Annotated in this window: 22 protein-coding genes; 6 read left to right on the top strand and 16 right to left on the bottom strand. The window is 62.6% G+C overall.

Translation table 11 applies throughout. The annotated features are described in order from the left end of the window. Positions 1–81 precede the first annotated feature (81 nt). From J3D46_RS07630 to J3D46_RS07600, 7 genes are all read right to left on the bottom strand, one after another. Entirely contained in the window at positions 82–1503 is a 1422-nt protein-coding gene (locus J3D46_RS07630) for an EAL domain-containing protein (RefSeq protein WP_253466157.1), read from the bottom strand. After that, a complete protein-coding gene (locus tag J3D46_RS07625; protein WP_231340340.1) occupies positions 1500–2003 on the bottom strand; it encodes a hypothetical protein in 504 nt (167 codons plus the stop codon). Before J3D46_RS07625 ends, J3D46_RS07630 begins: the two co-directional genes overlap by 4 nt. Then, the gene (locus J3D46_RS07620; protein ID WP_253469171.1) at positions 2000–3178 is read right to left on the bottom strand and encodes a GGDEF domain-containing protein; all 1179 of its coding nucleotides are present in this window, start codon (positions 3176–3178) and stop codon (positions 2000–2002) included. The genes J3D46_RS07625 and J3D46_RS07620 overlap by 4 nt, the downstream gene beginning before the upstream one ends. Before the next feature lie 124 nt (positions 3179–3302). Further along, the gene (locus J3D46_RS07615; protein WP_231340339.1) at positions 3303–5261 is read right to left on the bottom strand and encodes a glycosyltransferase family 2 protein; all 1959 of its coding nucleotides are present in this window, start codon (positions 5259–5261) and stop codon (positions 3303–3305) included. Then, a complete protein-coding gene (locus tag J3D46_RS07610; RefSeq protein ID WP_253466155.1) occupies positions 5258–6952 on the bottom strand; it encodes a glycosyltransferase family 39 protein in 1695 nt (564 codons plus the stop codon). The genes J3D46_RS07615 and J3D46_RS07610 overlap by 4 nt, the downstream gene beginning before the upstream one ends. Continuing rightward, entirely contained in the window at positions 6942–8984 is a 2043-nt protein-coding gene (locus J3D46_RS07605) for a cellulose biosynthesis cyclic di-GMP-binding regulatory protein BcsB (RefSeq protein WP_253466152.1), read from the bottom strand. Before J3D46_RS07605 ends, J3D46_RS07610 begins: the two co-directional genes overlap by 11 nt. Positions 8985–9181: 197 nt before the next feature. Further along, the gene (locus tag J3D46_RS07600) at positions 9182–9823 is read right to left on the bottom strand and encodes a GntR family transcriptional regulator (protein ID WP_231340336.1); all 642 of its coding nucleotides are present in this window, start codon (positions 9821–9823) and stop codon (positions 9182–9184) included. A 221-nt stretch (positions 9824–10044) separates the two neighbouring features. Here J3D46_RS07600 and J3D46_RS07595 point away from each other — a divergent pair, with 221 nt between their 5' ends. Genes J3D46_RS07595 through J3D46_RS07570 form a run of 6 tightly spaced genes read left to right on the top strand, consistent with a single transcriptional unit; the run spans position 10045 to position 15295 of the window. Continuing rightward, complete coding sequence (locus tag J3D46_RS07595; protein ID WP_253466150.1) at positions 10045–11412, top strand: MFS transporter; 1368 nt, start codon at positions 10045–10047, stop codon at positions 11410–11412. Then, positions 11409–12203 carry a carbon-nitrogen family hydrolase gene (locus J3D46_RS07590; RefSeq protein WP_253466148.1) on the top strand — a complete coding sequence of 265 codons (795 nt, stop codon included), beginning with the start codon at positions 11409–11411 and terminating at the stop codon, positions 12201–12203. Before J3D46_RS07595 ends, J3D46_RS07590 begins: the two co-directional genes overlap by 4 nt. Positions 12204–12239: 36 nt before the next feature. Further along, positions 12240–12926, top strand: coding sequence for a DUF2848 family protein (locus J3D46_RS07585; RefSeq protein WP_253466145.1), 687 nt, complete (start codon positions 12240–12242; stop codon positions 12924–12926). Beyond that, a complete protein-coding gene (locus tag J3D46_RS07580) occupies positions 12923–14395 on the top strand; it encodes a 4-hydroxyphenylacetate 3-hydroxylase family protein (protein WP_253466142.1) in 1473 nt (490 codons plus the stop codon). The genes J3D46_RS07585 and J3D46_RS07580 overlap by 4 nt, the downstream gene beginning before the upstream one ends. 2 nt (positions 14396–14397) lie before the next feature. Continuing rightward, positions 14398–14769: a cupin domain-containing protein gene (locus J3D46_RS07575; RefSeq protein WP_231340331.1), complete on the top strand. Its 372-nt coding sequence runs from the start codon at positions 14398–14400 to the stop codon at positions 14767–14769. A 1-nt stretch (position 14770) separates the two neighbouring features. After that, positions 14771–15295: a flavin reductase family protein gene (locus tag J3D46_RS07570; protein ID WP_231340330.1), complete on the top strand. Its 525-nt coding sequence runs from the start codon at positions 14771–14773 to the stop codon at positions 15293–15295. A 76-nt stretch (positions 15296–15371) separates the two neighbouring features. On the opposite strand, the gene J3D46_RS07565 is transcribed toward J3D46_RS07570, so the two are convergent. The 9 genes from J3D46_RS07565 to J3D46_RS07525 all read right to left on the bottom strand — a co-directional run bounded on the left by J3D46_RS07565 (position 15372) and on the right by J3D46_RS07525 (position 22026). Further along, positions 15372–15689: a putative quinol monooxygenase gene (locus J3D46_RS07565; protein WP_231340329.1), complete on the bottom strand. Its 318-nt coding sequence runs from the start codon at positions 15687–15689 to the stop codon at positions 15372–15374. A 98-nt stretch (positions 15690–15787) separates the two neighbouring features. Then, the gene (locus J3D46_RS07560) at positions 15788–16330 is read right to left on the bottom strand and encodes a GNAT family N-acetyltransferase (protein WP_253466140.1); all 543 of its coding nucleotides are present in this window, start codon (positions 16328–16330) and stop codon (positions 15788–15790) included. A gap of 79 nt (positions 16331–16409) precedes the next feature. Beyond that, the gene (locus tag J3D46_RS07555) at positions 16410–17303 is read right to left on the bottom strand and encodes a carbohydrate ABC transporter permease (protein ID WP_231340327.1); all 894 of its coding nucleotides are present in this window, start codon (positions 17301–17303) and stop codon (positions 16410–16412) included. Continuing rightward, complete coding sequence (locus J3D46_RS07550; protein ID WP_231340326.1) at positions 17303–18319, bottom strand: carbohydrate ABC transporter permease; 1017 nt, start codon at positions 18317–18319, stop codon at positions 17303–17305. The genes J3D46_RS07555 and J3D46_RS07550 overlap by 1 nt, the downstream gene beginning before the upstream one ends. Before the next feature lie 5 nt (positions 18320–18324). Next, positions 18325–19734, bottom strand: a complete 1410-nt coding sequence (gene ngcE, locus J3D46_RS07545; protein ID WP_253466137.1) for an N-acetylglucosamine/diacetylchitobiose ABC transporter substrate-binding protein — start codon at positions 19732–19734, stop codon at positions 18325–18327. Between the two features lie 176 nt (positions 19735–19910). Next, positions 19911–20177, bottom strand: a complete 267-nt coding sequence (locus J3D46_RS07540; protein ID WP_253466134.1) for a hypothetical protein — start codon at positions 20175–20177, stop codon at positions 19911–19913. Positions 20178–20274: 97 nt separating this feature from the next. After that, positions 20275–20685 (bottom strand): MmcQ/YjbR family DNA-binding protein, encoded by a 411-nt coding sequence (locus J3D46_RS07535; RefSeq protein ID WP_159705716.1) that lies wholly within the window; start codon positions 20683–20685, stop codon positions 20275–20277. Between the two features lie 9 nt (positions 20686–20694). Continuing rightward, positions 20695–21474, bottom strand: a complete 780-nt coding sequence (locus J3D46_RS07530; protein WP_253466131.1) for a polysaccharide deacetylase family protein — start codon at positions 21472–21474, stop codon at positions 20695–20697. A 126-nt stretch (positions 21475–21600) separates the two neighbouring features. Then, on the bottom strand, positions 21601–22026 hold the full coding sequence (locus tag J3D46_RS07525; RefSeq protein WP_231340322.1) for a CoA-binding protein: 426 nt from the start codon (positions 22024–22026) through the stop codon (positions 21601–21603). Positions 22027–22205: the final 179 nt, after the last annotated feature.

The following is a 22205-nucleotide window of genomic DNA, read 5'->3' as shown; positions in this document are numbered from 1 at the left end:
TCCCCGCCTAAAGCAACGCGGGGTCACTTACAGCCCATAAATCCCTTCGGGATGGGCCCTAAGTGACCCCGCGTTGCTTGTTTAAGCCGGCCAAACAGTCTGCCGCGCCAGCTGCGCCGTGAATTCGCCCTCCGGCAAAGGCCTGCCGAAGTAATAGCCTTGGCCGCTTGCGCAGCCGATGCTCCGCAGCGCCTCTGCCTCGTCGGCGGTCTCGATGCCTTCCCAAACGCCTTCAAGCCCGCACGATCGGATGACCTCCTGGATGGCGGCAAGGAACTTGAGCTGGGAAGGGTCTTTTCCGAGGTCCTTCACGAACTGCCGGTCCACTTTTACCCGGTCCACGGGGAGTTTCCTCAGGTAGCCCATGGACGAGTAGCCGGCACCGAAGTCGTCGATCTCCATTCCCACGCCAAGCCTGTGCAGGCTTGCCAGGGTGTATCGGTCCAGTTCGTTGTTCTGGATGATGGCGCTCTCGGTCAACTCCAGGACCAGGGATTCCGGGGTCAGGCTTTCCTCCGCCAGGGCCTCGCTGACGTCGTCCACGAATTCCAGGCTTTGAAGGTCCGCGGCTGAAACATTGATGCGCATGGAAAAGTCATGGTGTGCGGTGGCCGGGTTGTCCCGCCAATGCCGGAGTTGACCCACGGCGGTACGCAGGACCCACCTGCCCAGCTCCGCGATGAGCCCCGTCGCTTCGGCAACAGGGATGAACTGGTCCGGCATGATGAGGCCATGTACGGGGTGGTTCCAGCGGACCAAGGCCTCGCAGCCCTCTAACCTTCCACTCGCCAGTTCCACGATCGGTTGATAGAAGAGAACCAGCTGATCCGAGCGGATCGCTTCGCGAAGTTCGCCCACAATCTGCCGCTGGAGCTGACGGGCGTGCAGGGTGGCAGGGTCGAACACCTTGAGCTTGCTACGTCCCTCGCTCTTGGACTCGTCGACCGCAAAATCGGCTTCCTGGAGGAGGTCCTCGAGGGTGTGGTGCGGCTCTGCGATCCGCAGGCCCATGCTGGCACCGCAGCGGACACTGTTGTTCCCGAGATCGATGGCGGGTTCCAGCGCGGCCAGGATCCGGTTGCCGACGGCGGTGGCCCGGGTTTGGGGCGTGGCGGGCAACAGCACGGCGAATTCGTCGCCACCCAGGCGGGTAACGACGTCGTTCTCCCGGACAGCCGACTGTATGCGCATCGCAACGGTGACCAGAACCTGGTCACCCGCGGCATGGCCGGCAGAGTTCTTTAGTGCTTTGAAACTGTCCAGGTTCAGCAGGAGTAGCACAGGCGGAGCGGCGCCCCGGGCAGCGGAATCGCGGGCCGCGGTGAACGCGTCCACCAAGGCCAAACGGTTGCCGAGCCCGGTGAGCGCATCGGTGAGCGCCTCCCGCCGCTGCTCATAACGTGCTTGGTGGAGCTCTTGCATCAGGGCCTGGACGTGCCGTTCCAGTTTTTCGATGCGGGCATCGTCAGTTGAGACCAGCCTTCGAGGCTTGGTGCTGGTCACGATTCTTCCAGGCGCCGCAGCGTGGTGTCGGCGACAGCCTGAGGTTTGTCCACGGGATTGCGGCGTTCGTCCAGGAAGAGCCGGTAGGAGGCAATGTCCAGCCTGCCGTCAGGCTCCACCCGCTTGCCGGCGCGGTACACGTGGGTGATCCAGGATCCGCCGAGGATGGCCTCGATCCAAGCGTCGCATTCGGCCAGCGGAAGGTGGACGCGGGTGCCGGTATTCCTGCGGTGTCCCGCGATGGATACTGTGATGCAGCTTCCCAGAAGGCCTTTGTCGGCCGTGAACCAGGCGAGGCCTTCGACGTCGGCCACTATGGTCAGGTTGGCATTTCCATCCTCCACCGACTGAACAGGCCCCATCCTGACCGAGCGGCGGTCCGCATTCAGCGAGGTGGGTGTTCCCGCCATGTAGGGAGCACTGGTGATGTTTTGCCGGAAGGCGGATAGCTCCTGGGTGTGCTGGACCTGGATCCTGGTGGTGAGTTCGTTGAAGGTCATGATCGTGCCTCATCCGCGATAATTGCCGCCTCGAGGCGGTCAGCTCCTACAATCCGGTTTCTTCCTTGTGCTTTGGCGCTGTAGAGGGCTGCGTCCGCTACTTCGATCATGAATGTCAGATCGGCGCCGGCAGGGATGCTGGAGGTGACTCCGTAGCTGATGGTGGGGAAGGAGACGCCTTCAGGCGCCGGTGTGGCTGCCATGCGGCGGCTGATTTCCGCTGCGATGCTTTCGGCACGATCCTGGGTGGCCCCGGGCAGGAACAGAATGAACTCTTCGCCGCCGTAGCGTCCGATGAGGTCCGTGGACCTGACCGAAGCGCCGCAGGCTTCGGCGAAGGCCCGCAGGGCCACATCCCCGGCACCATGGCCGTATTCGTCGTTGACAGCTTTGAAGTGGTCCAGGTCGGCCAGGACTACAGCCGCGCCGGATCCCGTGGAGTGCAGTCGGTTCAGTTCAGTACCGGCCAAGTCCAGGAAGGTGCCGCGGTTGAGGAGGCCGGTGAGGTGATCCCGGGCTGCGCGTTCCTTGAGGCCCCTGATGAGCTGATCGCTGGTGAGCGCTGTCATGCTGAAAGACACGGTGACCAGAAGAACCATGGATATCAGCGCGGAGGGTCCGGGGCCAAAGTAGGTGGTGAAGGCGTGGCTCGCCGGTCCCTCCAATGCATAAACCATCCAGCGGCCCATGTAATAGATGGCCAACAGGCCTGCGGCAATGGACAGCGCTTTGTGGACTTGGGAGTGCGAGGACTTGATGAACCACAGATCGTAGGCGGCCAACGAAATGCCCACGGTCATCATGGCCAGGTACACGAACCCTCCGGACCACACATTGGTTGCGGGGCTCTCCAGGATGGAAGCGATAGCTGTTACGGCTGGTCCAATGGCCAACTGCCACGGCGGCGCTTTCTGGTCCCGCAGGGTCTTCGCCCCAGCCCAAACGCTGAATGCACCCGCCACCACCAGGACGTTGCCCAAGGGGTTGGCCCACTGTTGGTGAGGGGTGCCGTTCAGAAGGAAAGCAGCATTGCCCACCATGAACTCCAGCAAGGCCAGGCTCCACCAGCCTGCATACGGCGAGCGCGTGCGGTGGAATGAGGTACAGAACAGCACCAGGAGAGTCACTGTAACCACGCCCAGGGCAACTCTTACCGAAAACGCATCGAGCACCATGTCCAACCCCCTCAGCTGGTCATCCATCGGCATTGAGTTCAGTGTCTCGGGGCTTACTCAATCCCGATGCGGCATTTGCTCAAGATTTGCTCAAGATCAGCTGTACTCCACCAAGGTGCGCTCCCTAGGCAGTCCAGTGGCCGTCGTCGTGGTACTCCGCTTCCAGCCCGTGCGGCGTCTTTTCCCACTTGTGCGGGCTGGTGAGCATCTGCCATGCCGCCCGCCACGCAGCCACTGAGTGCAGCACCCAATAGAACGGGTTGAGCAGGGCGAAGATCGCGATCCGCCATCCGTGGCGGCGGAGCGTGGCAACCCCGGAGACAACAATCATCATGGCGTTTCCGAACAGCATGGAGACCACGCCTCCTACCAGGAGCCATTCGGGCAGGACCAGGCCGACGATGTCGTACCCGATGTACGTCACTACGGTGAACCCCACAACCAGCGGGTAGGCCAGGAAAGCCAGGGGTGTTCCCAGGATCAGGCCGAGGAATCCGACGGCGCCGGCAATCCCGGTGCTCTTGATGTAGCGCAGGGTGTTCCTCGTATTGACTGCCGAGGTCACCATGTAGCCCTTGATCCAGCGCGTGCGTTGCTTGATCCACGCCGGCACCTGCGAGCAAGCTTCCTCCCACGTAGTGGAATTGATGACGCCCACGCGGTATCCGTCCACTGCAGCCCGGAGGCCCAGGTCGGCGTCTTCCGTGACGTTCCACGGATCCCACGCGCCGACTTCCTTCAGCAGGGCGGTGACAAAGTGGTTGGACGTGCCGCCCAGCGGCAGCGGGATTCCGGAGTTGTCCAGGCCAGGGAGCATCGAGTCGAACCAGTGGGTGTACTCGATGGTGAACATCCGGGTGAGGACGTTTTGGTCTGCATTGAAATAGTTGAGCGCGGCTTGGACGCAGATGAGTGGCTTGCGCTTGGGGTTAAGGTGTTTCCGCTCGAATTCGTCCTGCTTGAACGCGGCTATGGATGCGCGGAGCTGGCCGGGCTCCGGGCGGTCCTCGGCGTCGTAAATGACCACATACTCGCCGCGGGCGAACGTGAGCCCGTAATTGCAGGCCCTGGGCTTGGTCTGCGGATCGCCCTTGGGCACGATGAGGATGCGGACATACTCCGGCGGCCGTGAGGCTTTCGCTGCGGCGATGGTCTCGGCGTCGTCCTCTTCCAGGAGGACCAGGACATCCAACTTGGACCGCGGATAGTCCAACTGGCCCAGGTTGGTCAGCAGCTTATCGATGATGTTGGCTTCCCGGAACACGGGCACCAGGATGGTGTAGACGGGCAACTCCCCATCGGGAACCCGTTCCTCCGCCAAGGGAGGCAACCCGCGGCCGGCCCTCTCCTTATCCCTGGCCTTGGCCACCGCGGCGTCATGCAAACGGTCGAAAGGGCTGCGAAGGCTGGCAAGTGTCTTGAAGCCGATGCTCACCAGGAACACGATGTTCGCAGCGGCCAACAACACGATGATCGCAGTCAGCGGCGAGAGCACGAAGGCGGCCACCATTCCCAGGACCAGGACCACCGGAAGGTAGCGCTGCCATTGTGTCAGGGCGGTGCGGGCGGACTCTCCGGGCCGTTCTTCGGCAAGGCGCTCGGCGGACTCGTAGAGGAGGTGGCGGCGGAAGGACCGCTGGATGGACTGGTTGATGTCCCAGTCAGTGGTGGTCCGGAAGACGACGTCCTTGGCCCCGAACGTCAGGGCCGCCTCGTGCGCAATGGCCGCCGACGGAGCCACCGCCGTGGCAACTGTCAGGAGGTCTCCCTCCATCCGCCATGGCAGCCAACGTGGTTCACCCAGTCCGCTGTAGCCGAGCATCTCCATGAGCCGGTCGTCGGCCGGTTCGGCAACCAGGTCCACCAGTGGCGCCTCCCAATGCTGAGCCAGGACTTCATAAATCCGACGCCGGTCCAGGCCGGCTTCCAGGATGAGGTGCCGGCCCAGCAATCCACCTTCGCTCACTGCCCGGTCAAGTGCCCGCTGCAACTGTTCCGGTGTTACCAATCCGGCGGCGAGCAGTGCCTGTCCGATCGATTGCCGGTTGAGCGTGGCGTCCGCAAGGTGCGAAGAGGAAGTCATCGGTCGGAGGACCTTTCATAGATCCGGTGGGTGGGGGTGGAAAAGGCAACGGAATAGCGGACGTTGAAGGACGGGTTCTTGCCGATCGCCTGGTACACCAGGTCCGTGGGCCCGGAGTCCCGCGCACCTGCACCTGCTTCAACGTTGACGAAGACCCACTGTGCGTACTTCGCGGGGTCCTCCAGCGCCGGCCCGAAGTAATCCCCGGAAGCTCGGTTGTAGATCTCCTTGAGCGGAATACCCATCACTGGAAGCACCGCATTGCCCCGGGCACTCTCGTCCATCAGGATTCCGCCGGACTCGTAGTGCTCGTTGAGCCAGCGCGCCGCGGCCGTGGAATTCGTGGTGGATTCAGCGGACATCCGCCCTTCCGCCAGCACGGCAAGCCGCCCAGTTGGGTCCTCGCTCCACCACACGTTCTGCACCACGAGTCCTGCCAGCAAGGCGCCGGTCAGCCAAAGCCTGAGCCGTGCGGGCCTGGTGATTTCCTCGACGAACACGGCCACCAGGATGGCCACCAGCGGCAAGGCCGTCAGCGCAAAGCGGTTGTTCCACCACGTGGATGGCAGCGAGTGATCGTTGTTGATGGCGGTCTGGCCCAGGAACAGGCTCAGCAGCGCAAAAGCATAAGCGCTGCCGGTCACCGCCACCAGCAAAGTGCTGTTGGCGAAGCCGCGCCTGAAGACCAGTACGACGGCGCCGCACGCCGCCAAGGCGAGGACAACGACGCCGACCGTCTCCAGCAGCGACCAGTGGAAAGTAGTCAGCGTCAGCCCCAGGTTGCCCTTGGTTGGCAACAGTCCGCCGTCGGTAATGTTCTTTTGCTGCGCGTAAGCGGAGTATTGCCCAAACATGAACTCCAGCGGGTTGCCGTAGATGGCCCAGTTATAGGAGATCCACCAAAGCACTGCCGCGGCCGGGATCATCACGTAGCCGCCGGCCATAACGAAGGCTTCCCGCCACCCGCCGGTGCGGCGTTTGGCCACGATCAGTACAAAGAGCGTTCCGGTCATCACCAAGGCCCACCCCTCGTAACGGGAAAGCACTGCGGCGGCCGATGGGATCCCGGCGAAGACTGCCAGCTCGCCGGCACTCATCCGGCGCCGGCTGGTTGCCCAATGCGCCAGGCCGGCCATGCCTCCCACGATGCACATGATGAGCACGGGCTCGGTCAACGCCGTGGTGTAGACGTAGAGGACCGCCGGGTTGGCCAGGACCACCAGGGTAGCGGCCAGCCGCCCCGCCCTTCCCAACCCGAGGCGGGCGGCGATCAAGTACAAACCGGTGGCGGTGGCGGACAACGCCAGGATACCCAGGATTCCTGCAGCCCAGCCCGTGCTGAACAACCACATGTTCAGCACGAACGGTGCCAGCAGCAGGTGTGGCATGGGCAGCCAAACGGTGCCCAATTGTTCAAAGCCGGGCGCCTTGCTGTCGAAGATACGCCGGGCGATGGTCAGGTGGCTTTGGGCGTCGGAGTAGTCCAGGTTGGTGCCGTGGCCGATCGTGTAAAGGCATGCGATGTAGCCCACCAGCAGCGAAACCACCGCGACGATCCTGGTGCCCGGGACCTTGCGGCCAACCACCGGGGCACCGAGCCGCACCCAGCCCTTCCGGGCCAGCAACACCAGGGCCCGCAGCGCCGGCTGCCGGTGGGCAGCCCGGCGCCGGGTGGCGACGCTAGTTGCCATGTGCCTGTTCGGCCTGCTCTGCCGGTTCGGCCTGCTCTGCCTGTTCGGCCCGTTCCGTTGCCGCCTGTTCAGCGTCCACGTATGTCTGTGCTTCCTTGGCACGACGCCTCATGAGCACGGTCCGGAGTGCGAAGGCCAGTCCGAGCACCAGGACAGCTCCGCCGATCCACCAGGCATAGGGACGGTAGTCGTCGGTAACAGCCTTCTGCGGAACCAGTACGTTGCTTTCCAGCAGGACCGGGGTTCCCGAGGGTTGGGTCACCAGGAGATTGCGGGACAGGGAAGCCCACCCGCCTTCAACGCCACCCACATGGGAGACCAGGGATGCCTGCAACGTGGACGCCGCAGCTGCGTCGCCCTCCGGCGCCCACGCACCGAGCAGCAACAGGTCGCGGCCGCCCTGCTCGAACGCTTCCAGCACGCCGAACGGCGCCGTAGTGCCCACGCCATATTCGACGTCGGACGGAGAGATGGTGCGGAACTCCGCCAACCGCAGGGGCGCCGAGAGCTTGTTGGCCACCTCGGCGGTGGCGCCCACTACCAGCCCGGGCTCGCTGGAGCCTGCCAGGGTATCCAGGCCCACCACGCGGGTGTCCAGCAAGGTGGCACTGTCCCGCTGCAGGGACGCTGTCAGGGACGCTGCGTTGACGGTGTTTGCCTGGGCGTTGCCGTCTCCGAAGGCCACGGCAACGCTCTGGCCCAATGCCTGGGGAAAGCGTGCGAAGCCTGCCTTCGTGGAAGCGCCCCGGACGGCGGTGAGGGTGCTACCCGCGGTATCGAGGGTGACTTCCATGGGCATGACACCCGCGGGCCCGGTGCAGTCACCGCCGGCCGGGAGCGCAGCGAGGCGGATCCGCAGGCCGTTCTTCGCCTGGAGCTGCCCCGCTGGAACCTCGGCGTCCACCGTGAAGGTGTCACCGCCGTCGAGGTTTTTCGAGCCGAGCAGGTAGTCGTTCCAGAAGACCGAAAGCTGCGCATGGGCGTTGTCCGGGACGGCTGTGTGGGTGCCTTTGAGCTGGACCTTCACTGAGGAAACCGGGCCGCCGAACTGCGACTGGCTAACGCCGACGTAGGATTCCGGCGTGCCGTAGCCGGAGAGCTTGAGCGTGGCGCTGCCGAGGTCCTTGAGGCTCTGGACCAGGCCGGGGGCGGCAGGTAGCGCGGAGGTAAGGCCGGTGACGGAGGAGGTCACCGCGAGCGCCGTCTTATCGCTGGAGAACGCCCGGGCTGCGGTGCGGAGTTGTTCATCGTGGCCGCTGAGGATGAGTTGGGGAAGGCCGGCCGCAGCGGTCAGCTGTGTGTTGGTGTCCCCGGAGCCGGCGACGACGCTGATGATCCGGCTCCCTGCCGGCAGGCCGGCTGTGCGGGCCGCGAGTTCAGCGTCCGGAACCACGCTGATGCTGGCCTCAGGGTAGCGGTGGGCCATGGCGGCCGACGCGGTCATGATGGCCGCGGAAACATCTGCTCCGGGATCGGCCGGGACGGGAAGTACGACGGCGGGCACGGACGCCGGGAAGAACTCGCCAACGGTGGTGGGATCCTTGGCGGTTCCGCTGAAGTCAACCGACAGATTGCCGAGCGTTGCCGTGGAGTTGGACAGGACGCACATGGTCTGCGTTGCCGGAATGTATTGCAGTCCAACGGAGAGTTGCTGGCCAACAACGTCGGCGCTGCTGACTGCTTCGTCGAGGGGAACAGTGGCTGCTGCGTTGCTTTCGAGGATGATCCGGCCATTGACCGTGGCCCGGACCATCCCCTCAGGCTTCCCCGACACCGCGATTGTCCCCTTCACCCGGGTGGGTTCCAAGCCGGCCGTCACGGGCACCACCACCATCTGCTCGGATTGGCCTGCGAGGGCCGAAACGCTGGATGAGGTCTGCAGGGCCGCTCCCTGCGCTGGTGCAGGTTCAGCGCTTGCTCCAGGGGCGGTAACGGCGGCCAGCGCCAGGGTTGCGGCAGAGGCGAGCAGGATCCTGACCGGGTGGGGTCGGGTTTGGAGGCGCGGGCGTGGTCCGGCAGGGGTTTGGGTCACGATGTCAGTCCTGAGTAACTAGCAGCGAATGTGTCCGTTAGCCGATCAAGGCCAACCTCATAGACACTGCCGAACCGAACTCAAGGCGCATTGCTGAGTTGGCTCAAGATTCGATCAAGACCATGTCGCCCCTACCGCAGTTGACCTGCGGTGATAATGAACCATGGGGATCGGCAACGGGAGCTGCACAGCGAGGACTAGTACCCGATGACTGCCAAGCGGGTGGAATCGAGGTGCTCGTCGATGGCTTTGTGCGCTGCGTCCAGGCTTCGGCTGCGGAGCGCGTCGACGATCAGTTGGTGTTCCCGCAGGACGTCCCCGGCTCGATCCGTGCCCTGGGTAACGGCTTTGACGCCGATCCTGAGTTGTTTTTGCCGGAGCGACGCGTAGAAGTCGGCGAGTACGGGGTTGCCGCCGGCACGGACCATGAGCGTGTGGAATTCCGTGTCCAGCTCGATGAACCTGGCGGGATCGTCCCGGGCCTCCTGCTGCTGGTCAATCACGCGCTGGAAGGCATCGATCTGGGCCTCAAGCATGGTTTCCACTGCCGAGACGGCCCACTTCTCCACCACGGACCGTGCCTGCAGGATGGCGCGTACGTCGGGGTCGGAGATGGGTGGCACGTAGGCGCCTTTGTGCGGGATCCTCTTGACGAATCCTTCGGCTTCAAGGCGCAGCAATGCCTCACGCACGGGGGTTCGTGAGGTACCCGTGGTCTTGGCCAGGACTCCCTCGTTGAGGAATGTTTCTTCCTCACGGGGCAGGGCTGCGATGTAGCTTTTCATCCACTGGTAGGCCACTTCTGGCTGCGACTGTGCAGCGGGGGTCATCTGGATCATGCAGAGCCTTTCTCGCGTAGCCCAGTATACGAGTTGCATTCAGGACTGTTCGGGACGTTCCTGAAAACTTCTCCTTCAAATATAGACAGGTTGTATACAACCCGTCTACAGTGTTGTTCAGTGACTCCGCTCACGCATCGGAAATACCCAAATTTTCCTGGGAGCCCGGCCGCCAGACTCAACAGAAGCTCCGCGGCTCCCACTCGCAAAGGATTCCCACAATGACCGATTTGAAGAAAGCAGAACTGCGGCAACAGAAGCACTCCAGCCTGCCCGTGGTGGCTGCTTCGAGCCTGGCCGGCACGGCCGTTGAATGGTACGACTTCTTCCTCTACGGCACCGCCGCAGCGCTGGTATTCAACAAGCTCTACTTCCCTACCGACGATCCCCTGGTGGGCACCATGCTGGCCCTCGGAACGTTCGCGGCCGGCTTCCTGGCACGCCCCATCGGCGCCATAGTCCTGGGTCATCTGGGAGACAAACACGGCCGGCGCGCAACACTGGTGGCCAGCCTGATGCTCATGGGTGTCGCCACCACCCTCATCGCCTTCATCCCTTCGTACGCAGCGATCGGCCTTGCAGCACCCCTGCTCCTCCTGCTGCTCCGCTTGATTCAGGGATTTGCCCTCGGCGGCGAATGGGGCGGCGCGGTACTCCTCGTCTCCGAGCACAGCAACGAAAGCGCCCGCCGCGCGTTCTGGGCTTCGTGGCCGAACATGGGCCCACCGCTGGGCAACCTGATGGCTGCCGGCGTCCTGGCCATCCTCGCCGCCACCATGCCGGAGAGCGAGTTCCTGGCATGGGGCTGGCGCATCGCGTTCGGTTTGTCTGCACTGCTGGTAGTCATTGGCCTCGTCCTGCGGCTTTACGTCCAGGAAACCCCGCTGTTCAAGGAAGCACAGCGCAAGCGCGAAGCCGAAGGCAACAAGGAACGGAAGATGCCGCTGACCATCCTGTTCCGCCGCAACTGGCGCGAGATCCTCATCGCCACCGGCAGCCGGATGGGCGAGAACGCAGGCTTCTACATCTATTCGCTGTTCATCATTACCTACGTCACCCAGATCATGGGGTTGCAGCGGCAGACAGGCCTCACCGCCGTCATGATCGGGCAGGGCGTGGCCGTCGTCGCCATTCCCATCCTGGCGCTGTACGCGGACAAGGTAGGGCGGAAGCCCATCCTGATCGGAGCGTCGATTGCCACCATGGTGTGGGCCTTCGCGTTCTTCGCCCTGCTCAATACGGGACAGACCTGGGGAATCATTGCAGCCGCCGTGGGCGGCCTGCTGATCTTCGCCGCGTACAGCTCGGTGATCGGCGCGTTCTTCTCCGAACTTTTCCCCACGGACGTCCGGTACAGCGGCACCTCAGTGGCCTATAACCTGGCATCGCTGATCGCCGGCTCGTTGTCACCGATCATCGCCCTGGCCCTCTACAGCGCATTCGGCACCGGCTATGCGATCGGCATCTACCTCGCCGTCATGGGCCTGATCTCCATGGTCTCGGTGATGTTTGCCAAGGAAACCAAGGGCTTGCGCCTCAGCGACCTGGACAACGATCCACACGGCGCCCCGGAAAAGGAAAAAGCATGAAAATCGCACTTGTCCAAGTAGCCAGCCCGGACTCCGAAACCCGCGAGGACCGCATCCAGCGCGTAGAAGCCATCCTTCGCGGTATCAACGGCGCCGAACTGATCGTCCTGCCGGAACTGTGGAGCGCCGGATACTTCCACTTCGACGAATACGAGGCCTTGGCGGAGACGCTCACCGGCCCCACAGTGTCCATGTGCTCACGGGTAGCCAAAGACCTTGGCGTATACCTTCACCTCGGCAGCATCATCGAGGCGGGCGACGACGGCCGGCTCAGCAACACCTCCATCCTGCTGGGCCCTGACGGCAACGTGGTCCACACGTATCGGAAAATCCACGTCTTCGGGTACAAGTCCAAGGAGGCAAGCCTCCTCACCGCTGGATCGTCCCTCCCCGTAGTCCCCTTGCCTTTCGGGTCCGTTGCAGGCATCACCTGCTACGACCTCCGCTTCCCCGGATTGTGGATGGAGCTGAGCGACCGCGGTGCGGAGATCGTGATCGTCCCCGCGGCCTGGCCGGCGGCCCGGCGTGAACACTGGCGCCTGCTCACCACGGCCCGGGCTGTGGAGCACCAAATCTTCGTGATCGCTTGCAATGCAGCAGGCAGCCAGGAAGGTGTGGAACTCGGCGGACACAGCCGGGTGGTGGACCCCGCCGGCAACGTCCTTGCCGAAGCGGACGCCGGGGAATCAGTGCTCCTGGTGGACATCGATCCCCTGCAGGTCCAGGCCGTCCGCAGCGAGTTCCCCGTCATCGGGGACCGCCTCGCGGCCTACGACGCACTCACCGTTTAGACCCAAGACCGTTCAGAAGCCATCCAAGGAGACGGAATGGAAACAACAAGGCAAGTCCCGCTGACCTTCCAGGTGGTGGGCACAGAGAAAACCATCGTGGTCACGGATTTCCACGGAGTGGTGGCCGGCTACACAGGCCGGGATCCGAAGGCAGTCCAGCACCACATCGATGAACTGGCAGCCATCGGCGTAGCTCCGCCACCGGAGGTTCCCATGTTCTACCGCATGGATTCGGACCTGTTCGAGACCTCCGGCGAGCACGACACCTCGGAGAACCTGACCTCAGGCGAGATTGAACCCCTCTACATCCGCCACGACGGCAAGTACTATCTCGGCATCGGCTCGGACCACACGGACCGCGACATCGAGGCCCGGGACATTGGAGACTCCAAGCGCGCCTGCCCCAAGCCCGTCGCCGGTGAGGTCATCGCCGTCGAATCCTTGGCGGATCTCGACCTCGACAGCTGCACCGCCCGCTCATGGGTGGACGGGGAACTGTACCAAGAGGGTTCGCTGAGCGGCCTGCGCACGCCGGCCGACGTCGTCGAGCGCCTCCTGGACCGTACCGACATCGGCGACGCCGACTTCATGTGCCTCGGCGGCACCCTGCCGCTGCTGGACGGGAAGTTCGTTTATGGAACTTCCTGGAAGTTGGAGCTCTCCTTCCCGAATGGGACCACAATCGAACATAACTACAAAATCAGGAAAGGCTCACTTCGATGAGAACCGGTAAGCAGTATTTGAAGTCCCTGAACGACGGCCGGACAGTGATCCTCGATGGCGAGGTAGTCGGCAACGTCCTGGAACACCCGGCCTTCGCGAAGGTTGCCCGGACCATGTCCGAGCTGTTCGACATCGCGGCCGATCCCGCCAACGGAATGCAGTTCCACTCGGAGGAGATCGACGGACCGGCCAACAGGACCTTCGCCGCTCCCAGGACGCAGGAGGAACTCGTCCTGCGCCGCCAGGCAATCGAGAAATGGGCCAAGCACACCCACGGTTGGGTTGGCCGCAGCCCGGACCATGTGGGCACGTTCTTCGCCGCGTTCGGTTCCCACCCGGACGTTTTCAAGAATGACGAGCGGGACTTCGCCGGGAACGTGGAGCGGTACTACAAGAAGATCCTGTCCGAGAACCTGTACCTTTCCTACGCGATCATTCCCCCACAGGTTTCCCGCGCAACCACAGCGTCAGGTTGGGAGGGCGAATACCTGCAGGTCGGCGTCGTGCGTGAAACCGAGGAGGGCATCATTGTCCGTGGTTCGCAGATGCTCGCCACCGGTGCCGCCATTGCCGATGAAGTTTTTGTCACCTGCATCAAGCCACTGGGCCCGGACGACGTGGACTTTGCGATCAGTTTCGCCATCCCCGTGGCCACGGACGGCCTGAAGCTCTACTGCCGCCGCCCGTTCGCGCCGGCCGCCACCAGCGACTTCGACTACCCGCTGACCAGCCACTACGACGAGCCGGACGCCCTGGTGGTCTTCGACGACGTCCTCATCCCGTGGGACCGCGTCTTCATCAACCGGAACATCGACACCCTGCGCCGTCAGTTCTTCGACACCGGCGCCCACGCCCTGGGCAACTGGCAGGCCCAGATCCGTTTCTCCACCAAGCTGAAGTTCATCGCTTCCGTGGCCCGCAAGGTCACCCAGGTGAACGGCACGGACAAGATTCCCGGCGTCCAGGAGAAGCTCGGCGAGCTCGCAGCGATCGTGCAGTCCGTTGAGTCGGCGGTTCTCGCCGCCGAATACACGGCAACAACGGACGACGCCGGCATGAGGGTTCCCGGAAAGAGTGCACTGTACGGGGCCATGGGCCTGCAGTCCGAGACCTACCCGCGAGTGATCTCGATCCTGCGCGACCTGGTGGGCGGCGGCGTCCTGCAGCTTCCCTCCAGCATCGCCGACATGACCAGCAGCGTGACCCGGCCGGACATGGAACGCTACGTCCAGTCGCCCGGCGTCAGCAGCGAGGAACGGGTGAAGCTCTTCAAGCTGGCCTGGGACATCATCGGTTCCGAGTTCGCCGGCCGCCACCAGCAGTACGAGATGTTCTACGCTGGCGCACCGTTCGTGGTCCGCGGCGCCTACACCTACCGGAACTACGGCTACGACGCCCTGGTGGCGGAGCTGGACACGTTCCTCGGTTCCTACAGCATCGAGGGCTCCACCGAATCGGAGGGGATCTGACCATGGCAAAGCCCGAATTCGAGTTCACCCCCGTTTCCTCGGTGGACTTCGCACCCTGCAACCCGCACATCGAGGGGCTGTCCGAGGCCATCCTCGCCCGCGATTCGGACAATGACAGCGTCACCCGGATCCTCAAGTTCGAGCCCGGCACGGATACCTCCCCCAACGGCGTCCTCACGCACGATTTCTGGGAAGAGGTCTTCATTTTCGAGGGCTCTTTCGTGGACCAGCGTCTCGGCAAGACCTTCAAGGCCGGCGACTGGGCCACCCGCCCACCCGGCATGGAGCACGGCCCGTGGGTCTCCGAGAATGGAGCCAGGATGTTCGAAGTCCGGTACTACACGGAGCCGGTCCCAGCGGAGCGGAGCAACTGACATGAGCCTGGCACCAGCCTTCACCATCCCCGATGCCATGGGGATGCGCCGCGCCATGGGCCGCTTCCTCACGGGCGTTGCCGTGGTCACCACCCAGCACGAGGACGAGCAGTATGGGATGACCATCAGCTCGCTGACGTCCATCAGCCTTGAGCCGCCCATCCTGATGATCTCGCTGAACTTCGGCACCCGGACCGGCGAGGCCCTGATGGAGAGCGGCAAGTTCGCGGTGTCCATCCTCGGCGCGAAGCAGGAGTCCGTGGCCCGGCGGTTCGCCGTCCGCGGCGGGGACCGCTTTGGCGACGGCGACTTCGACATCACCGACAACGGCCTTCCGGTCATCAAGGGCGCCCTCGCCCAGGCGGACTGCAGCGTGGTGCAGCAGTACGACGTCGGCGATCACCAGGTCTTCTTCGGCCAGGTCACCACGTGCCGGGACCGGGACGGCGAGGTGCTCGCGTTCAAGGCCGGCCGCTTCGGCTCGTTCAGCGACTTCGGCCATGCGGAGATCCCCTGGATGTTCTAGTTCCCATAGAACAACGCGGGGTCACTTACGGCCCATGAATCCCTCTGGGATGGGCCGTAAGTGACCCCGCGTTGCTTTAAATGGTGAGCTCGCCCATGCGGTCCCAGCCGCTGCCTTCGAACTGGCGGCTGATGATGTGGGGAGTCTCCACCAAGGCCTGGGGCATGTCCGCCATGGCCTTCTTGAAGTGTTCGCTGTTGACGTGGGCCTCGGCAGCGTCATCCTGGAACGCTTCCACCAGGACGAACTCATTCGGGTTGTCCACGCTGCGGGACCAGTCGAACCACAGGTTGCCGGGCTCAGCGCGGGTCGCTTCGGTGAAATCGGCCACCAGGTCCAGCCACCGGCCGGACCAGTCAGGCTTGACGTTGAACTTGACCACGATAAAGATCACGGGCTGCTGCCTTTCGTTGCACTACAGAATCAGTCCAGCCTTTCACAGCCGCGGGTCCATTCGGAGTCGTGCGTCAGCCGGCAGGGCCGGTCCACCGGCTAGTCATGCAAAATGACCTGGTAAAGGTTGTGGTCCTGCCATTTCCCAGCGATGTGCAGGTACTTCGGCGCCATCCCGATCTTCCGGAAGCCCGCCTTCAACAGCACGCGCTGGGAGCCAACGTTATGCAGGAGAGTGCTCGCTTCCATCCGATGCAGACCCAGCTCGTCCCGGGATTTTTCCACGATCACTTTAACGGCGGCGGACGCCAAACCACGGCCCGCGTACTTGCTGTCAATCCAGTAACCCAGTCCTGCACTCTGGAAAGGACCGCGCACGATTCCTGCAAGGGTGAACCTGCCAATAACGGCATCGTCGGCAATCAACGCCAGGGGGAACCCCTCGCCTGCTTCATGGAAGGCCAGGCGCTTGGCGATATCCGCCGCCTGCCACTCTTCGGTGAAGTACTCGTCGGAACGCACCGGCTCCCAGGCCGCAAGGTATTCACGGTTGCGTACATACGCGGCCGCGAGCGCTGGCGCGTCGCCCACACGGAGCAGGCGCATGCTGACGTCGTTACGGAGTTGGTGTGGCTCGAACATCAGCCAATGGTAAACGCCCGACGGCGGCCCGCACCGTAAGGTGAGGACCGCCGTCGACCGTTTTTTTAGCTTGGCTGTACTACTTGGAGGTGCCTTGCGACACGGAACCCTGCAGCTGGCGCTGGAAGATCACGTAGACGATCAGGACCGGAATGACGGTGACGCTGACCGCGGCGAACAGCGCGCCATAGTCCACTGCGTAACCCATCTGGCCGGCGAAGGCGGCGAGCTCCTGCGAGAGGACGCGTGGGCCGGCGGCGTTGATGGACACCGGAATCAGGAACTGGTTCCACAGGCCCAGGAAGTTGAAGATGGCAACCGAGGCAAGGCCCGGCTTGGCCATCGGCAGCATGACCTGGAAGAACGTCCGCCACTCCCCTGCGCCGTCAAGGGCCGCTGCTTCGGTAATTTCGTGAGGCAGCGACTTGAAGAAGGAGAACAGGAAGAACACCGTGAACGGAAGCGCGAAGCCCACGTACACCAGGATGAGTCCGGGCAAGGTGTTCAGCAGGCCCATGTTCTTCAGGACGAAGAACAACGGCACCATGGCCAGGAAGATCGGAAAGGTCAGGCCGGCGAGCATCAGGTAGTAGATGGCCCTGCTGCCCGGGAACGTATACCGGGCAAGGACGTAGGCACACATGGCACCGAGGACCATGACGATCACCAAGGCAACTGCAACAACGATCACCGAGTTCAGGAAAGCGCTGCCGATGCCGGCTTCGCTCCAGGCCTTGACGTAGTTATCCAGCTTCCACTCACCCGGCAAGGCGAACGGCGAGGCGAAGATCTCGCTGGACGTCTTGAAGGAGGACATGAACGTCCACAGCAGCGGAAGAATGACGATGAGCGTCCAAATGGTCAAAGCCGTGTGCGACACGGCTCCCACCACTTTGTCGCCCTTTGTGGTTGCCGGCGTCCGCGGTTGGAAGTGCAACGACTTCATTTCCGGAGTTGAGACTTTGGTTGTCATTACAGACTCACATCCTTGTCGCCGCCGGTGAGCCGGTTAACCACGAACACCAGGCCGGAGAAGATCAGTGTTGCAATGGCCAGGACAACGCCCATGGCACTTGCGAGCCCGAACTGACCCTTGCTGAAGGCGGTGAAGAACAGCTGCTGGGCCATGACCAGCGTTGAGTTGTCCGGACCACCGCCGGAGTTCAGTGCCGCCATGTAAACGAAAGCGTCCAGAGCCAGGATGCCCATGTAGATGTAGGCAGTCTGGATGTTGTCGCGGATCAAAGGGATGGTGATGGACACGGCGGTACGGAAGCGACCGGCGCCATCGATTCTGGCGGCCTCGAAAAGCTCGGCGGGAATGCCCTTGATGCCTGCAACAAACAGGACCATGTAGAAGCCGACAAAGCCCCAAACGATCACGAACATCGTGGCAATCATGGCGGTGTTCTTGTCACCGAGCCAGGCGAAGTCCTTGAACTGGTCAAAGCCCAGCCCCGTCAGGATGCCGTTGAGCAGGCCGCCGGAGGGATCGTAGATCTGGCCCCACATGATGCCGATGGCTACTGCCGGAATCGTGTACGGGAAGAACGACACAACACGGTAGAAGCTGGAATTGCGAAGTCCCTTGATCTGGCCTTTGCTGCTTCCGCCCACGGTCACCAACGAGGCAAGCACCAGGCTCAGGATGATGGTGATGATCGGGAGGAAGATGACCAGGAGGATGTTGTTCCCCATGGCCTTCATGAAAATGTCGTCGGTGAAGATCTTTACGTAGTTCTCGAGGCCGATGAAGTTCTGGTTCGGCGAGAAGCCCGACCAGTCCGTCAGCGAGTAACCAAAAGCTTGAACGAAGGGCCAAATCACGAACAACAGGTAGATCGCCAGCGGCAGTCCGAGGAAAACCGCGAAGAAGCTGACCTTGTCCCATGTCAACGGCTTCCGCCTCCGCTTTATCACTTGCGGGGCAGCCGTCGCCGGAACGACGGCGGCCAGGCCGTCGTCGTTCCGGCTCTGCTGAGTTTTCACTGAGGTCACTTCACTTCGATCTTCTTGACCGAGCTGTCGTTACGGACCTTGTCGGTGATGTTCTGCAGTGCGGAGGTCAAGGTTGCTACGTCCGACTTGCCGTCCAGGAAGCTGTTCCAGACAACCAGCTGGTCCTTGTTGGTGCCGTAGAGATCGATGAAGTTCCAGGTGAAGATGTCCTCGCCCGCGTCGCCCAGCAACTTGGTCTGCGAAACCAGGGCCGTGGAACCGAAGCCATCGGCCGGAACGGTGTCCTTGACGATGGTGGGAGCCAGCTTGGTCTTGGCGAAGTTGGTGGCAGCTTCCTTGGACAGCATGATGCGGAGCAATTCCTTGCCGCCAGCGGCACTCTTGCCCTGGGAGGGGACAATGAAAGGTTCGCCGGCGGCGCTGTGGAGAGCCGCATAAGGCTTCTTGGAGCTTGCACTCGCGGTGGGCACGGGTGCGCCCATCATGTTGAAGCCCGCCTTGGTCTGGTCCTTCATTTCGTTTTCGATCCACGAACCGGACGGGTAGAACACAGCTTCCTGGGCGTTGCTCCACTGCGCCTGCGCGGCGGTGAACTGCGTGCCCGAGCCACCTGGCTTGAAGAAGCCGGCCTTGACGATCTTGTCCAGAGCGGTAAAGACGGACTGGATGGCGGGGTGCGACCAGGAATCCGCCGTGAGGTTTTCCAACCCGAGGCGAACGTCGTCGCCGCCTTCCTTGATAGCGGAGGCGATCGCCATTTCCTGGTAGTACGTAGCGGCTTCCTTGCCCCAGACGAACAGGTACTTGCCCTTGGCCTTCGCCTGCTCGCCCAAGGCGTACATTTCGTCCCAGGTCTTGGGAACGGTCCAGCCGTTCTCCTTGAGGAGGGAATCCGAGTACCACATTGCATAGACGGTCAGCACGTAGTTCAGGGCGGCCAGCTTGCCATCGAAAGTGCCTGGAGCCAGTACGCCGGTGTACAGGGTGTCCTTGATGACCTTGCCCTCGAGGTTCTTGGCCTCCACGAGCGGCGTGAGGTCCTCGAGCTGGGCCAGGATGGTGCTGAAGCCGATGGACTTGGCACCGGAGTTGTCAATCAGGTCCGGCGGGTTGCCACCCACGAAGCGCGGCTGGAGCTCCTGGGCGATGTCCGTGGACGGGGAAATCTTGGCGGTGGAACCCTCGTGGGTCTTCTCAAAGATCTTGCCGGCGAACTCGACGTAGTCGATGCCGTAGCCACCCTTGAAGATCACGGCGTCGATGGTGGCCTTCTCTGCCATACCGAACGGGTTGGTGTCGGAGACAGTGCCTGTGGGGCCGGTGGTGGTGGTACCGCCACCTGCGGCACATGAAGCAATGGTTCCCCCCATGGGCACGAGCACGGCTGCAGCGAGTGCTCCACGCAGGAATCCACGGCGACCGACGGACTGGTGCTGAACGTTCATTTCTAAACCCTCCAGTGACTCGTAGTGTCGACTGTTGCGGCGGGAAAGCCGTTCAGTCAGACAGTCTGGGTTGGCGCTCTGGCAGCACCAACCTTCTGTGACATAATTCACCACGAATGATCGAAAATCAATATTTCGCGGCAGTTTCGATCAACATTTGTCAAAGCGTGATCTTTCTACGGACCCTCCGCGAGGGCTTTTCCGCACTCTGTGATGGCTTCCCGGGCCAGGGTCTTTTGCCGCTCAGTTCCCCGTCTTTCCGCCCATTGTTCGGCTAATTGGAACTCCACCACGGCCTCAGTGAGCCGGTTTTTACCGCCGAGAAACATGCTGGGGCTAACGTGCAAAGCAATCATCCAGGCCTTGGTTCGATCATCATGGGCCGTAGAGGCATTTTCGACGCCAGTGGAGCGCATATGGAGTTGCGTCTTCTGATCCAGCATCAAACCGCTCCTGACCAGCGCTGAGGCTGAGGTCCTTAGGTATGCAGTATCAATCTAGTCCCATGTCAGCGCCGTGGGGAGTGTGTTCGCGCGCGTGTCAGCTGCCGCGCGGATTGGCGAGCCTGGCCCAGCCCAATTGCTCCTGCTGCTTGCGGCTCAGGGTGGCAACAACAAGGTCGTAGGAGTCCTCCACCATGTCCCTGACCATGTCATCGGAGAGGGCCCCATCCAGCCGGACACCGTTCCAGTGGGTCTTGTTCATGTGCCAGGCACCAGTGATTTCGGGGTTTGCGGCCCTGAGCTGTTCGGCCAAGGCCGGCTCACACTTGAGGCTCACGGACCAGTTGTCCGGGTCCATCGAGGACAGGGCGAACATCTTTGCCTCGTGCCGGGTTCCACCCGCGACGGCGGCACGCACCTTGAAGACGGATGTCTCGGGACCGAAAGGGAAGTCTTCAAAGGCGCCGGGAAAGCCCAGGCAGATTTCGCGGAGGCGGGAAACGTCCATGCAGCGAGCTTACGCAACGCCCAGGAAGTCCTCCAGCAACACTACTTCGAGCCCCGCAGCCAACTGGGCCGCGCGGAACGCAGCGAGGTCCGCCGCGAACTCGGCACGGAAATGCATGAGCACGATGTCGCCCGGGCGCAGCGAGTTACCCACCTGGTAGTCCATCTTTCCGGCGTTTGCCTTGGCTTCCCACGTGACGATCGCCTTCATGCCTGCGTCTGCCACAGCCTTGCGCATCACGTTGGAATAGGCGCCTCCCGGGGGACGGAAAAGCGTGGGTCTGCGGCCGTAGTGCTGGAACGCGTACTCCTGCATTCCCACCATGTCGTTCACCTGCTGCTGGTATCCCCACTGCCGCACCATGTTGATGTTGTGCGTTACCGTGTGGTTCTCGATCAGGCTGCCTTGGGCTTTGAACGCATTAAAGAAGGCAGGATTGTCGGCGATCGTGTCCCTGGTGAGGAAGAGCGATGCCGGGTAGTCGTACCCGGCCATGAGCTTGATCGATTCGGGCGTCTTGATGTTGCCGTCATCGATGGTCAGGAACACCACGGGATGCTGGGTCTCGATCTTAGTAATGACCGGAGCCAATCCGCCCACGATCGGCGGCAACTGGTAGTCCGGAATGAACGATTTCCGAAGGCGCTTGGTGGCCGTAGGAGTAGGCGTGGGAGTAACAGCCGGCGACGCTGAAGCGGCACCGGGCGTCAGCGCCGGCGTCGAACTTTCAGCGCTTTGAGTGTTGTCAGCGCCTTCCGCTGCTGTGCACGCCGTCAAGCCAGCAACCACGGAAGCGCCAAGAATACTGAAGGCGGCCCGTCTGCTGGGAGTGGAAAATGGCACCGCAGAATGGCCGCCGAACATGGCTGTCCCCCAAGACTCAAGAAATGATTCAGCTGCAATCTAGCAGAGGAATCACAAGCCGTAGTGCCAGCCCTCGCGCGCCGGGCAGGAGTTCACCACGACATCCAATCCTGCGTCCCTGGCGCGCTGCGTGGCTTCGTCGTCGAACACGCCGAGCTGGAGCCACACTGCTTTGGCGCCGATGGCAATGGCTTGGTCGATCACTGCACCGACTCGTTGGGAGTTGACGAAGCAGTCCACAACGTCGATGGGGCGCCTCGCCTCTGGAATATCAGCCAGGGTCTTGTACCCCTTCTCGCCGTGCACGTCCTCGCCCTTGAGGTTGACCGGGATGATTTCCATGCCCATGGTGTCCCGGACATAGAGCGAAACGTCGTAAGCGGAGCGCCACTGGTTGGTACTGAGGCCCACGACGGCCCATGTGCCTTTTGTTCGCATCAACCGCTCGACGACGGCCGGATCGTTGACATGCATCATGAGCCAAGCCTACTCCCGCCCCTCCAGGAGCTGCTTTGCCGAATAATCTGCATCATTCGCCGCTCGACCCGGCTCAACAGCGAATATTACGCATGGAGTCTGCCCAATTTTGAGTCAAATGAACGATCGGCTTTAGTAAGGAACGACCATCCCAGCGAAACAATGGGCGACCATCCCTT

The organism is Paenarthrobacter sp. A20 (assembly GCF_024168825.1).
Lineage (GTDB): Bacteria > Actinomycetota > Actinomycetes > Actinomycetales > Micrococcaceae > Arthrobacter.
Note: the sequence above shows the minus strand (reverse complement) of the source record. Positions and strands in the feature narration are given on the sequence as shown.

What these genes read in the sequence shown, in the direction of transcription:
- J3D46_RS07625 (WP_231340340.1), bottom strand. Translation starts at nt 2,003, where the DNA reads ATGACCTTCAACGAACTCACCACCAGGATCCAGGTCCAGCACACCCAG.
- J3D46_RS07620 (WP_253469171.1), bottom strand. Translation starts at nt 3,178, where the DNA reads ATGGTGCTCGATGCGTTTTCGGTAAGAGTTGCCCTGGGCGTGGTTACA.
- J3D46_RS07615 (WP_231340339.1), bottom strand. Translation starts at nt 5,261, where the DNA reads ATGACTTCCTCTTCGCACCTTGCGGACGCCACGCTCAACCGGCAATCG.
- J3D46_RS07610 (WP_253466155.1), bottom strand. Translation starts at nt 6,952, where the DNA reads ATGGCAACTAGCGTCGCCACCCGGCGCCGGGCTGCCCACCGGCAGCCG.
- J3D46_RS07600 (WP_231340336.1), bottom strand. Translation starts at nt 9,823, where the DNA reads ATGATCCAGATGACCCCCGCTGCACAGTCGCAGCCAGAAGTGGCCTAC.
- J3D46_RS07595 (WP_253466150.1), top strand. Translation starts at nt 10,045, where the DNA reads ATGACCGATTTGAAGAAAGCAGAACTGCGGCAACAGAAGCACTCCAGC.
- J3D46_RS07590 (WP_253466148.1), top strand. Translation starts at nt 11,409, where the DNA reads ATGAAAATCGCACTTGTCCAAGTAGCCAGCCCGGACTCCGAAACCCGC.
- J3D46_RS07585 (WP_253466145.1), top strand. Translation starts at nt 12,240, where the DNA reads ATGGAAACAACAAGGCAAGTCCCGCTGACCTTCCAGGTGGTGGGCACA.
- J3D46_RS07580 (WP_253466142.1), top strand. Translation starts at nt 12,923, where the DNA reads ATGAGAACCGGTAAGCAGTATTTGAAGTCCCTGAACGACGGCCGGACA.
- J3D46_RS07575 (WP_231340331.1), top strand. Translation starts at nt 14,398, where the DNA reads ATGGCAAAGCCCGAATTCGAGTTCACCCCCGTTTCCTCGGTGGACTTC.
- J3D46_RS07570 (WP_231340330.1), top strand. Translation starts at nt 14,771, where the DNA reads ATGAGCCTGGCACCAGCCTTCACCATCCCCGATGCCATGGGGATGCGC.
- J3D46_RS07560 (WP_253466140.1), bottom strand. Translation starts at nt 16,330, where the DNA reads ATGTTCGAGCCACACCAACTCCGTAACGACGTCAGCATGCGCCTGCTC.
- J3D46_RS07555 (WP_231340327.1), bottom strand. Translation starts at nt 17,303, where the DNA reads ATGACAACCAAAGTCTCAACTCCGGAAATGAAGTCGTTGCACTTCCAA.
- ngcE (WP_253466137.1), bottom strand. Translation starts at nt 19,734, where the DNA reads ATGAACGTTCAGCACCAGTCCGTCGGTCGCCGTGGATTCCTGCGTGGA.
- J3D46_RS07540 (WP_253466134.1), bottom strand. Translation starts at nt 20,177, where the DNA reads ATGCTGGATCAGAAGACGCAACTCCATATGCGCTCCACTGGCGTCGAA.
- J3D46_RS07535 (WP_159705716.1), bottom strand. Translation starts at nt 20,685, where the DNA reads ATGGACGTTTCCCGCCTCCGCGAAATCTGCCTGGGCTTTCCCGGCGCC.
- J3D46_RS07525 (WP_231340322.1), bottom strand. Translation starts at nt 22,026, where the DNA reads ATGATGCATGTCAACGATCCGGCCGTCGTCGAGCGGTTGATGCGAACA.